The organism is Alloprevotella rava, from assembly GCF_014195585.1.
GTDB classification, from domain to species: domain Bacteria; phylum Bacteroidota; class Bacteroidia; order Bacteroidales; family Bacteroidaceae; genus Alloprevotella; species Alloprevotella rava.
The window spans coordinates 18,811-30,265 of the sequence record NZ_JACICA010000017.1; the positions used below are offsets into that span (position 1 = coordinate 18,811).

10 protein-coding genes, 2 tRNA genes and 1 other RNA gene are annotated in these 11,455 nt (G+C 43.2%); 6 read left to right on the forward strand and 7 right to left on the reverse strand.

The window, feature by feature from the left end:
- Positions 1-45: 45 nt before the first annotated feature.
- The 7 genes from FHS60_RS09830 to rnpB form a co-directional block, all read right to left on the reverse strand.
- A complete protein-coding gene (locus FHS60_RS09830; protein WP_183698052.1) occupies positions 46-705 on the reverse strand; it encodes a hypothetical protein in 660 nt (219 codons plus the stop codon).
- A 75-nt stretch (positions 706-780) separates the two neighbouring features.
- Positions 781-852 (reverse strand) — tRNA-Glu (locus FHS60_RS09835).
- Positions 853-861: 9 nt separating this feature from the next.
- A tRNA-Ser gene (locus FHS60_RS09840) sits at positions 862-948 on the reverse strand.
- 107 nt (positions 949-1,055) lie between these two features.
- Positions 1,056-1,619, reverse strand: a complete 564-nt coding sequence (locus FHS60_RS09845) for a DUF6359 domain-containing protein (protein ID WP_183698054.1) — start codon at positions 1,617-1,619, stop codon at positions 1,056-1,058.
- Positions 1,620-2,091: 472 nt separating this feature from the next.
- Positions 2,092-2,619, reverse strand: coding sequence for a 5'-methylthioadenosine/S-adenosylhomocysteine nucleosidase family protein (locus FHS60_RS09850; protein ID WP_183698056.1), 528 nt, complete (start codon positions 2,617-2,619; stop codon positions 2,092-2,094).
- Positions 2,619-4,316: an energy-dependent translational throttle protein EttA gene (gene ettA, locus FHS60_RS09855; protein WP_183698058.1), complete on the reverse strand. Its 1,698-nt coding sequence runs from the start codon at positions 4,314-4,316 to the stop codon at positions 2,619-2,621. Before ettA ends, FHS60_RS09850 begins: the two co-directional genes overlap by 1 nt.
- 681 nt (positions 4,317-4,997) lie before the next feature.
- An RNA gene (gene rnpB / locus FHS60_RS09860) (RNase P RNA component class A) lies at positions 4,998-5,355 on the reverse strand.
- Between the two features lie 111 nt (positions 5,356-5,466).
- Here rnpB and tsaB point away from each other — a divergent pair.
- From tsaB to FHS60_RS09890, 6 genes are all read left to right on the forward strand, one after another.
- Complete coding sequence (gene tsaB, locus FHS60_RS09865; RefSeq protein WP_183698060.1) at positions 5,467-6,156, forward strand: tRNA (adenosine(37)-N6)-threonylcarbamoyltransferase complex dimerization subunit type 1 TsaB; 690 nt, start codon at positions 5,467-5,469, stop codon at positions 6,154-6,156.
- Positions 6,157-6,666, forward strand: a complete 510-nt coding sequence (locus FHS60_RS09870; RefSeq protein ID WP_183698062.1) for a DUF4290 domain-containing protein — start codon at positions 6,157-6,159, stop codon at positions 6,664-6,666.
- A gap of 21 nt (positions 6,667-6,687) precedes the next feature.
- The gene (gene murA / locus FHS60_RS09875; RefSeq protein ID WP_183698064.1) at positions 6,688-7,995 is read left to right on the forward strand and encodes a UDP-N-acetylglucosamine 1-carboxyvinyltransferase; all 1,308 of its coding nucleotides are present in this window, start codon (positions 6,688-6,690) and stop codon (positions 7,993-7,995) included.
- A complete protein-coding gene (gene rimM / locus FHS60_RS09880) occupies positions 7,992-8,507 on the forward strand; it encodes a ribosome maturation factor RimM (protein ID WP_183698066.1) in 516 nt (171 codons plus the stop codon). Before murA ends, rimM begins: the two co-directional genes overlap by 4 nt.
- A 27-nt stretch (positions 8,508-8,534) precedes the next feature.
- Entirely contained in the window at positions 8,535-9,686 is a 1,152-nt protein-coding gene (locus FHS60_RS09885) for a 1-deoxy-D-xylulose-5-phosphate reductoisomerase (protein ID WP_183698068.1), read from the forward strand.
- An 80-nt stretch (positions 9,687-9,766) separates the two neighbouring features.
- Positions 9,767-11,206, forward strand: a complete 1,440-nt coding sequence (locus tag FHS60_RS09890) for a M50 family metallopeptidase (RefSeq protein WP_183698070.1) — start codon at positions 9,767-9,769, stop codon at positions 11,204-11,206.
- Positions 11,207-11,455 lie beyond the last annotated feature (249 nt).

An 11,455-nucleotide genomic window follows, 5' to 3' on the forward strand; every position in this document is an offset into this window, starting at 1 on the left:
GATTAGAGCTTTGAGAAATTAACAGACTATGATAAAATTATCCTATTAACTGTAGCGTATGATTAGTTCCTTCCAATTCCGTGTAGGTTCCAGACAATTAGAAGAAAGGAAATCAGAAGCATGAACAAGGGCTACAAGGGGAGAAACCTCAAGGGCTTTATAGAAACTAAAGCGGTTAGAAGAACCCTGTTCTCCCAAGTCGAAAGCTCCCATGTGCCAACGTATTGCGAGCATCTCTTCTTTGGTGAGTTTCATATAGCTATGAAGAAGCAAGCAGGATTTCTCACCGTGGCCTAGAGGAAAGCTATCGTTGATTTCATAGCCAAGATATGTCACCCAACGATTGTTTTCGTCTTTTTTGAAACGCTCAGTCTGATGATAGAGTCCCACCTTACAAAGATCATGGAGAAGCGTTGCAATGGCGATACTCTCCATTGTCACTTCTTTTGTAAAGCAAGCACGCTTCTCTTTGAGAGCTGGAGCAAGAATCACATCATAGATGCCACACGCCGTTTGAAAAACATTGATAGAATGCTTACAAAGGCCGCCTGGTTCGTTCAAATGATAATTGGTGGAGGTAGGAGCCACATAGAAGTCGGTTGTATCAAGATATTCAAGAAGATTCAGAATACCATCACGCCTTATAAATTCTTTACACAACTGTTGAAAGACCTCTTTGTTCTTTTGCATTTCTTCATTGGTCATAGCATTGTTGCTTTAAGTTTTACTCAATGATAAGATGTAAACGAAAAAGAGAATCACTAGGATTCTCTTTTCTTGTAGCGCCTACGGGAATCGAACCCGTATACCATGCGTGAGAGGCATGTATCCTAACCGTTAGATGAAAGCGCCAAATGTTAGCGGAAGCTGGGGGATTCGAACCCCCGGTACGGTAACCCGTACGGCAGTTTAGCAAACTGCTGGTTTCAGCCACTCACCCAAACTTCCTTGGATTCCGCAAAGCGAATTAACCAGCGTTTTTGTCAAACGCGATGCAAAGGTAGAACTTAATTTTTATCCACCAAAGGTTTTGTAGAAAAAAATGAAAAAATCTACTATCTCCCCTCTAGAACCTGCTCTCGTGTTTCTAATGTGGGAAGTTGAGAGGTTTTCCCTTGCTGTGAAATAGTATCTTTATTTTCAAGAAATTCAAAAGCACGAAGTTTCTTTATCCCATGCACTCCATAGTATTTCTCTAAATACCCACCAACCATAATTTTACGCCCTAAATTCTCTGGGTGAGTATAAAGATCAAGTATTTTACGAGATTCGGTATTGGGACTGCCGATATTTATAGGAAGCAGATGGTCTGTGTTATTCTTTTTATCTGCGAGTAAAATACACGCCATAGATTCCGAGGGTAAGTCTAAAACAAAGCCTTTATGTCCTCTGTTTGCATAGCCCACAATATAGCCCACTATTGTATAATAGGTGGAATCATTACCCGTTGTAAGTGCTTCCGTAACAGATATTGTGTCTGAGCGCTGAGAGGGCTTTAACGGATCTACTTTTCCTGGTTCGTTTTTCTCTCCTTTTTTCGGAGGATCAGGCAGATCTATTTTGCCACAACTATAGAAGAAGAGGCCCAAAATAAGGAGTGATAAGATTTTGCGTACCATAGATAAAAGTGTATACTGCAAAACTAAACTTTTTTTTAGAGAAAAAGATTAAATCATTATGTTTTTTTCGTCTTTAATGATTGACGAGGAAAAGATTACTGTTCGTAGTTGCAATTATCCTTATTGTGTCAACTGATATAATAAGGCTGTCGGCTGACATCCTTATTGAATTTGAAAATACTATAAAGATGTTTGCGCTGCTGCGTCAGACTACTATACAAAAGAGGCTGCTTTTCGGCGTTTAGAGAATGACGCAAATGCCCCTTATATACCTTATAACAAGACACAGCTTTAAGAGGACAAAAGAAAAAACGTGTCACTATGAAGAAGACATAGTAACACGTTTATATAGTGCACGTGATCTACCATAAGTAAAACCACAAAGTTGCAGAAAAACATGAAAGAGCAATGTTTGTTTAGTACTGCAGAGTGAGAAAAACACCTATCCCCCACCCGTCTTAGCACGATTGTTCTAACATGACTCAAAGAAACGTTGCAAACCTTTGCGTGCATCGGAGAGTTTATCCTCCCAAGCTTTTAGAGAATTCTTTCCAACAATATCCGTTACATACTTAATAGAAACAAAGGGAAGATTCATTCTTTTGCACACCAAAGCCTCAGCAAAGGCTTCCATATCGATGACATCCCCTTGCAGGATTTCACTATCAGTGACAAAATCGTCGCCTGTATTGACAACTCCATGCGGACTGAACAGAAGATGCTCTGTATGCAACTCTGATGTAATCTCAGGAAGATTGAGGTGTGAAAGGTCTCTATCTATAAAATGGTTACAAACAAAGATGTCACCAACAGAGTGCTTCTGTGTGCCTGCCGTACCAACATTAAGAACCATATCTGGTTTTTCAAGTAGGACTGCACGCGTTAAAGAAAAAGCTGCGTTGGCTTTACCAATACCTGTTATGACAGGAATGATGATAGCATCTTTCAGAGGGATTTCTATGACCTCTTCCTTAACAGCAAAAGCTACAACTATTTTCATTAGTTCTCCATCAACTTGCGATATCGAATAGGTTTAGAAGCTTCTTGTCCAAGGCGTTTTGCCTTGTTAATCTCGTAGTCGGAGAAACCACCTTCAAAGAAGAATACTTCACCATTCCCCTCAAAAGCCAAGATATGCGTACATATACGATCCAAGAACCAACGGTCGTGGCTAATAACAACAGCACAACCTGCAAAGGCTTCCAAGCCTTCTTCGAGGGCTCGCAGTGTGTTCACGTCAATATCATTGGTAGGTTCGTCAAGGAGTAGTACATTACCTTCTTGCTTTAAGGCTAAAGCCAAATGCAAGCGATTGCGCTCACCACCAGAAAGTACGCCACATTTCTTCTGCTGGTCTACACCACTAAAATTGAAGCGACTAATATAGGCACGACTATTGATTTCTCGACCTCCAAGACGCATGAGTTCATTGCCCTGACTGATAACTTCGTATACAGACTTTTCAGGATCAATGTCTTTATGCTGCTGATCAACATAAGCAAGTTTCACCGTTTCGCCCACACTAAAATCTCCAGCATCGGCTTTTTCTAGCCCCATAATCATTCGGAATAAGGTTGTCTTACCTGCACCGTTCGGACCTATAACTCCAATGATGCCGTTCGGGGGAAGCATGAAGTTTAAATCGTTAAGCAATGTTTTCTCACCAAAAGATTTCTGCACATGAGTGGCTTCGATCACCTTGTTTCCCAAACGTGGACCATTAGGAATCATGATTTCAAGCTTCTGTTCCTTTTCCTTTTGGTCTTCATTGAGTAGTTTGTCATAGCTATTCAAGCGGGCCTTTCCTTTTGCATGACGTGCCTTAGGCGCCATACGCACCCATTCCAATTCACGTTCAAGTGTTTTACGGCGTTTACTAGCCACTTTCTCTTCTTGCTGCATACGCTGAGATTTTTGCTCAAGCCAGCTAGAATAATTACCCTGCCAAGGTATTCCTTCTCCTCTATCCAGCTCAAGAATCCAGCCTGCCACATCATCTAAGAAATAACGGTCGTGGGTAACAGCAATGACAGTTCCTTTATATTGGTTCAAATGCTGCTCAAGCCAGTCAATGCTTTCTGCGTCCAAATGGTTGGTAGGCTCATCAAGGAGAAGAATGTCTGGTTCTTGCAGAAGCAGACGGCAAAGAGCCACACGGCGACGTTCACCACCACTAAGATTCTCTGCTTTCTGGTCAACAGGCGGACAACGCAAGGCATCCATAGCGCGCTCCAAGCGACTATCTAGATTCCACACGTCATGTGAATCAAGATAGTCCTGCAATTTAGCCTGCTGGGCAAAGAGTTCGTTCATCTTGTCCTCATGCTCATAATATTCAGGTAAACCAAATTTATCATTGATAGCCTCGTACTCCTTCATGGCGTCAACTTGTTCTTGAACGCCTTCTTGCACAAGTTCTTTTACCGTTTTAGAGTCGTCTAACTGCGGTTCCTGTGGTAAATAACCTACGGTATATCCAGGGGCAAAGACAACGTCTCCTAGATAGTCCGTATCAAGTCCAGCAATGATTTTAAGAAGAGTAGACTTACCTGCACCATTCAAACCAATGATACCAATCTTAGCTCCATAGAAGAAACTGAGATAAATATTTTTAAGTACTTGCTTGTTGTTTTGTCGGATTATTTTGGATAATCCAACCATAGAAAAAATAACTTTCTTGTCGTCTGCTGTTGGCATAGCGAATTCGAGTTTTAATTAGTGGCTGCAAAGATACTAATATAGTAGCAAACTTGAAAGAGAGAGCAAACAACGTTAGTTGGGCGTAGGAATAAAAGAAACATCAGCCTGTGTTTATGTAACTTCTACATCTATCAATAATTTTGTTCTTTTTTCTTGACAGTGTAAATACTCACTCTGGATGAAAGTCTTACAAAAAGTTAAAGAAGAAGTTCTTATTTTTATAGAAAAAGGTGCTTTTCCTACGGATCGTAACTCAACTTTGCGGTAAAAGCGATAGGATGAAGGCGTTTTTTCTTTATTCCGTTCGAAAACATAATAAAGATGTCAGCAAATAGCCTTATCGTATTTGAAAATTCCCTTATTGTATTTTTAATTTGTCAAGGAGAAAATAAAATTTATAGTATAGAAAATAAAATTTCTCCTTGAGAAATTGAAAATAAGTCTTTTTTCGTAATGTTTCAAATTAGCGTTCTTTTCGTTCGCAGGCAAAGAAGTTGGATTTTGAGCGATTCTCGAGGCCGTAGGACGCGAAAAATGTTTACAAATAGTAGTTTAGAGAAACCTTGTTTGCTTCTGTCTGAGTGTGGGATTTATTTTCCACATCAAACTCCTATAGAACATTTGCTTTAGTAAGCTTTCAATCTATGCAAGTTAGATAAATGATTGAAAACAAAAAGAAAAAGCAGTTAAACTATAAGCCGGGTTCTGTCCATTCCCAAAAAATGTGCCCGTCATTTATCCTGGCCTATTGTCACCAATAGGCTCTATCGTTCTACCCTCTGGCTCGAGCGGGTCGCCCTCAAGCGCCAGTTTACGCGAACTTTCAGCCTCCGATACGCACAGCCAATATGTCACCATATCGCTGGTGAGCTCTTACCTCACCTTCTCACCCTTACCTCCGAAGGAGGCAGTTATTTTCTTCTACGTTTATTCGCCTTCGCAGACAACTTCCCATTAAGAAGCGGAGCACCCTATGCTGCCCGGACTTTCCTCGTCTAGTCTAAAAAAGACTATCCACGACGGACCATTCAACTGCTTTTCTGTTGGCAAAATTAGGGAAAATGGGGCGATTAGCCAAAAGCGTTGGGATTTTTCATAGAAAGTTTGTAACTTCGCAGCAAATTTTTGTTCAAAGCATAGTAGCTATATGTCTTGCATTCTACATATTGAATCTTCCACACAAGTCTGTTCCGTTGCACTCTCTGAAAATGGGACGAGTATATATAAAGAATTTGATGGAACAGCTCTCAATCATGCCAAAGTACTTGCTCCAATGATTCGCGATGCTATCTCGTTTGCTGATAGCCATGCTATTCCGCTCGATGCAGTTGCAGTGAGTATGGGGCCAGGCTCTTATACGGGACTTAGAATAGGCGTAAGCGAAGCCAAAGGTATTTGCTATGGCCGCGATCTTCCGCTGATTGCTATTCCTACGTTAGAATTGCTGTGTGTTCCGGTTCTGTTGTACCATGAGATAGAAGAAAACGCCCTCTTGTTTCCTATGATAGACGCTCGACGCATGGAAGTTTATGCGAGTGTCTATGACCGCGCACTCAATACTATACGTCCTACTGCGGCTGATATTGTGAATGAGAACACCTATAAGGAATTTCTAGATAAAGGGCCTGTATATTTCTTTGGAAATGGAGCAGAGAAATGCAGCAGTGTCATACAGCATCCCAATGCACATTTTATCTCGGACATTGTTCCCGATGCCAAATATATGTTTCCACTTGCTGAAAAAGTATGGGTGAGAGATAAGTTTGAAGATGTAGCATATTTCGAACCTTTCTATTTGAAACAATTTATTGCTACACAACCCAAGAAACTCATCTAAATGAAATACAATACAAACGAAGAGAAATTAAAGTTGCCTGAGTACGGCAGACTTATTCAGAAGATGGTGGAGCACGCCTGCACCATAGAAGACCGTGCAAAGCGACAAGAGTACGCACAGCGTATTGTGCGCATTATGGCTCAACTGAATCCACAGTTGAAGAATATCCCTAATTTTACACATAAACTCTGGGATCATCTTGCCTATATGGCCAACTATGAATTAGATATTGACTATCCTGTTGAAATTTGCAAGAGAGAAGAAGGAAGTCGTCCGCAGAAGTTGTCGTATCCGCAAGGTTCTATCCGCTATCGTCACTATGGTCGTTTGATTGAAAATGCTATTAAGAAGCTAAGTGAAGAACCAGACGATGAACAGAGAGAGAGCAGACTTCTACTTGTTGCTAATCGTATGAAGCGTAATTTAGCAGCATGGAAAGGTGGCAGTGCTACCGACAACAAGGTAGCTCGCGATCTTGAAATATATAGTGACGGTAAACTGACTCTATAATTTTATCCCCCCCCCTCAATTATGGCATCTTTCATTATTGAAGGCGGTCACCGCCTCAAAGGAGAAATAACACCTCAAGGAGCCAAGAATGAAGCTCTCGAAGTGATAGCAGCAACGTTGCTTACCGCTGAGCCCGTTCGAATGACTAATATACCAAACATTCTCGATGTCAACAATCTTATCAGATTGATGGGCGATATGGGATGTTTGGTCACAAAAAATGCTTCAGGCGATTTTACCTTTCAAGCTAAAGAACTTAATCTCGAATATCTTCGCAGCACTAAGTTCTTATCACGTTGCTCCAAATTGCGAGGTTCTGTGCTCTTATTAGGTCCCCTATTGGCCCGTTATGGCTGGGCTGCTCTTGCACAGCCAGGAGGAGATAAGATAGGACGTCGTAGGCTAGATACACACTTCTTTGGCTTCAAGAAACTAGGAGCTAAGTTTAGTCACTCTGTAAAACAACAAACCTTTGAAATCAGTGCTGACAGGCTCAAAGGCACTTATATGTTGCTCGATGAAGCCAGTGTTACAGGTACTGCCAACATCATTATGGCTGCTGTTTTAGCTGAAGGAACCACCACAATTTACAATGCAGCGTGTGAGCCCTATATTCAGCAGCTTTGCAAGATGCTGAACCGTATGGGAGCTAAAATCAGTGGTATAGCCTCTAATTTGCTGACCATAGAAGGCGTAAAAGAACTTCAAGGTACAGAGCATCGCATCTTGCCTGATATGATTGAAATAGGCTCCTTTATAGGCATGGCAGCCTTGGCTGGCGATGGGCTTACAATCAAGGACGTTGCCTATGAAGAATTGGGTATTATCCCCTATTCTTTCAGCCAATTAGGTATAAAGATGGAGCATCGTGGTGATGATTTGTATATACCTCGTCAAGACCACTACGAAATAGAGACCTTCATCGATGGCTCTTTTATGACCGTAGCCGATGCACCATGGCCTGGCTTAACGCCTGACTTGCTGAGCGTTCTCATCGTGGTAGCTACGCAAGCCAAAGGCTCTGTACTCTTCCATCAGAAGATGTTTGAGAGCCGTTTATTCTTTGTTGATAAGCTCATTGAGATGGGAGCACAAATCATTCTCTGCGACCCTCACAGAGCCGTTGTAGTGGGTCATGACAACGCTTTCACTCTTCGTGCTCGCCGCATGACGAGTCCCGATATTCGTGCCGGTATAGCCTTGCTTATTGCAGCCATGAGTGCTGAAGGTACAAGCATTATTGACAATATCGAGCAAATCGACCGCGGATACGAAAACATTGAAGAGCGTCTTAATTCACTCGGAGCTAATATCAAACGTACGGAATGATTCGGGAAGAGGAAGTTATATATATAGGTCGCATCACGCGTTATAGAGGCATTATTGGAGAAGTCGAACTCCAATTCACCAATGATGCCTTCGACCGCGGAGAAGCTGAGTATCTTGTGCTCAATCGAGACGGAATACTAGTGCCTTACTTTTGGGAAGAGTACCGTTTTAAGAACGATAGTACAGTTATTTTGAAGTTAATGAACATAGATACCGAAGCTGCAGCAAAGCGGCTCGTAGGGGCAGAAGTGTTCTACCCTGCAGCAGCGATCAGCGAAGAAGATGCAGACACTCTCCCATCACTCAAAGCACTGGTAGGCTTTGAAGTGAGCGATCAACAAAACAGGAGTCTAGGACGAATTACAGATGTTGACGACTCTTCTGTCAATATCCTCCTTTCGCTCTCTTCTGGTCATTTAATACCCTTTCATGATGATTTTCTGCTCCACCACGACTTGCAAAAGAAAGTCCTTCAACTCAATCTGCCAGAAGGTATACTAGACCTCATTTGACCTATAGACATTATATAAACACATTAAATGAAGAAAATTGCCATTCTCGGCTCTACGGGGAGCATCGGAACACAGGCCTTAGATGTCATCCGACAGCATAAGGACCTCTTCGAAGCACATACGCTCACAGCTGGCAGTAATGCCGACCTGCTTATACAGCAAGCCCGCGAGTTTTCTCCCGATACCGTTGTCATTGCCAATCAAGACAAGTACAATCAGGTAAAGGAAGCGTTAGCCGACACCGACATCAAGGTGTATCGCGGTGAGCAAGCCCTCTGCGAAGTAGTAGAAAACGAGAACATAGATATTGTTCTAACGGCAATGGTTGGCTTTGCAGGGCTTCGTCCTACTATCTACGCTATTCAGTCGCACAAGACCATTGCATTAGCCAACAAGGAAACACTGGTGGTGGCAGGAGATATCATCACACGCCTAGCATTCGAGAACCACGCGCCGATTCTCCCCGTTGATAGCGAACACTCAGCTATCTTCCAAGCTCTCGCAGGAGAAGGAAACAATAAGATAGAGAAGATCCTACTCACAGCTAGTGGAGGCCCTTTCCGTAAGCTCAATTTTGAGGAGCTACAGACAGTGACAGCAGCGCAAGCTCTTCGCCATCCCAACTGGGAGATGGGAGCTAAGATAACGATAGACTCTGCCACGATGATGAACAAAGGCTTTGAGATGATAGAAGCCAAATGGCTCTACAATGTCAAGCCCGCAGATATAGAGATTGTAGTGCAACCAGAGAGTATCATTCACTCTGCTGTGCAGTTTGAAGACGGCTCCATCATCGCTCAGTTAGGCCTTCCAGATATGCGTCTTCCCATTCAGTACGCCTTCTCCTTTCCTCAGCGCCTACCGCTCAACAGTGGACGTCTCGACCTCTTCGAGATACAAACGCTCCATTTTGAAAAAGCCGATAGAGAGAAATTCCCATGTATCCAATTAGCCTACGATGCCTGTCAGCGTGGCGGCAACACCCCCTGCATTATGAATGCGGCCAATGAGGTAGTAAATCGCGCCTTCAGAGAGACAAAAATAGGCTTTATGGACATCCCACGCATTATTGCTCAGGCCATGGAGGAGGTGCCCTTTATTGCCACGCCCTCACTGGAAGACTATTTCACAACCGATAGTGAAACACGGCGTTACACTCAGCAACTCATCCAAGGATAATCACACAAATAAACACAGACAAACAAGCGTTGACCTCTAAAGGATAAACGCTCATAACAAGACACTAAACACCATTTTTCATGGAAGTATTTCTCATTAGAGCCCTCCAGCTCATCTTGTGCCTCTCGATTCTCGTGTTTCTGCACGAAGGAGGCCACTTCTTAGCTGCTAAACTCTTCAAAATTCGTGTCGAGAAATTTGCTCTATTCTTCGACCCCTGGTTCAATCTCTTCAGCTTCAAACCCAAGAAGAGCGACACTAAATACGTGCTCGGCTGGTTGCCACTAGGAGGATATGTCAAAATATCTGGTATGATCGATGAGTCGATGGACACAGAACAGATGAAACAACCAGTTCAGCCATGGGAGTTTCGCGCTAAACCAGCATGGCAGCGACTCATCGTGATGCTCGCTGGCGTTATCGTCAACTTCATTGTGGCACTCTTCATCTACGCCATGATTCTCTTCGTATGGGGCGAAACTTTCGTGCCCATAGAGAATGTCAAGGACGGCTTCAAATTTAACGAAACAGCGCAGCAATACGGCTTTAGAGACGGTGACATCCCTCTTTGCACCGACGAAGTGGCCTTCACACGTTTCGACAACACACAGAGCATCGGCAATGTTTACCGCGCCATCAGTGAGGCCACCTCATGCACCGTTCTGCGCAACGGAAAAGAGGTTACACTCACGCTCCCTGGCAATATGAATATGCTCGACATGATGAAACACAAACCACCCTTCATGCTCGAACTGATGCCCAGTGTCATCGACAACGTTGTGGCAGGTAGTGCAGCAGCAAAAGTTGGCATTAAGGCTGGCGACAAAGTGGTAGGCTTCAATGGAAAGAACATCTCTACTTGGAACGAATTCACGCTAGAGAAGAGCCGACTTGCAGAAATGCTCAACAAGAAAGCGAGCGATATGGACCATCGAACGATGTTGCAACGCGTCTTCTCCCACACTCCAGGATGCAGCCCTAAAGACAGCCTTGCCATACGCACTATTACACTTGCAGTAGCCCACAAAGACGGGAGTATCGACACGCTCAAGGTGCAACTTGATGCACAGCTCTCTCTCGGAGCTACTTGGACTGCCTCTCGAGAGAAATACGAGAAAATACACATCAACTATAGCTTCCTAGCAGCTTTCCCCGCAGGTGTAAAACACGGAGTGGGGGTATTCAAAGGCTATATCGACGACTTGAAATACCTCTTCACAAAGGACGGAGCTAAATCCATCGGGTCGTTTGGTGCTATCGGCTCACTCTTCCCCACCACATGGGATTGGCAGCGTTTCTGGGAACTTACAGCGTTTATCTCGCTCATGCTAGCCTTTATGAACGTTCTCCCCATACCAGCCCTTGACGGTGGTCATGCGCTCTTCCTCGTGGCTGAAGTTGTCACACGAAGAAAGCCCAGTGAGAAATTCATGGAAATGGCAGAGAAAATAGGCATGACCTTTCTCCTATTGCTAATGGCTTACGCAATCTTCAACGACATCATTCACTTTGCCTTCTAATTTTTTCTATTGCTGTCCGATAAAATTATTCCTCTCACATAAAATAAGGCTGAAGTTCATAGTTGGATTTCAGCCTTTGGGTTTATCTTTGTTTTTACCACAAAACATGATAACCATGAACAAAGGTACTCATTCTGCAGGACAGTAATAATTTTTATTGCTGTCCGGTAAAAGTTTTACACGGCAAAAAAATAAGGCTGAAACCCTCTTGTAGGATTCCAGCCTCTTTTGTTACTTTGCTTGTTGCAA

Excerpts from the sequence above, each read along its gene's own strand:
- tsaB (WP_183698060.1), top strand. The coding sequence starts at position 5,467 with ATGTCTTGCATTCTACATATTGAATCTTCCACACAAGTCTGTTCCGTT.
- murA (WP_183698064.1), top strand. The coding sequence starts at position 6,688 with ATGGCATCTTTCATTATTGAAGGCGGTCACCGCCTCAAAGGAGAAATA.
- ettA (WP_183698058.1), bottom strand. The coding sequence starts at position 4,316 with ATGCCAACAGCAGACGACAAGAAAGTTATTTTTTCTATGGTTGGATTA.
- FHS60_RS09890 (WP_183698070.1), top strand. The coding sequence starts at position 9,767 with ATGGAAGTATTTCTCATTAGAGCCCTCCAGCTCATCTTGTGCCTCTCG.
- FHS60_RS09845 (WP_183698054.1), bottom strand. The coding sequence starts at position 1,619 with ATGGTACGCAAAATCTTATCACTCCTTATTTTGGGCCTCTTCTTCTAT.
- FHS60_RS09830 (WP_183698052.1), bottom strand. The coding sequence starts at position 705 with ATGACCAATGAAGAAATGCAAAAGAACAAAGAGGTCTTTCAACAGTTG.
- FHS60_RS09870 (WP_183698062.1), top strand. The coding sequence starts at position 6,157 with ATGAAATACAATACAAACGAAGAGAAATTAAAGTTGCCTGAGTACGGC.
- rimM (WP_183698066.1), top strand. The coding sequence starts at position 7,992 with ATGATTCGGGAAGAGGAAGTTATATATATAGGTCGCATCACGCGTTAT.
- FHS60_RS09850 (WP_183698056.1), bottom strand. The coding sequence starts at position 2,619 with ATGAAAATAGTTGTAGCTTTTGCTGTTAAGGAAGAGGTCATAGAAATC.
- FHS60_RS09885 (WP_183698068.1), top strand. The coding sequence starts at position 8,535 with ATGAAGAAAATTGCCATTCTCGGCTCTACGGGGAGCATCGGAACACAG.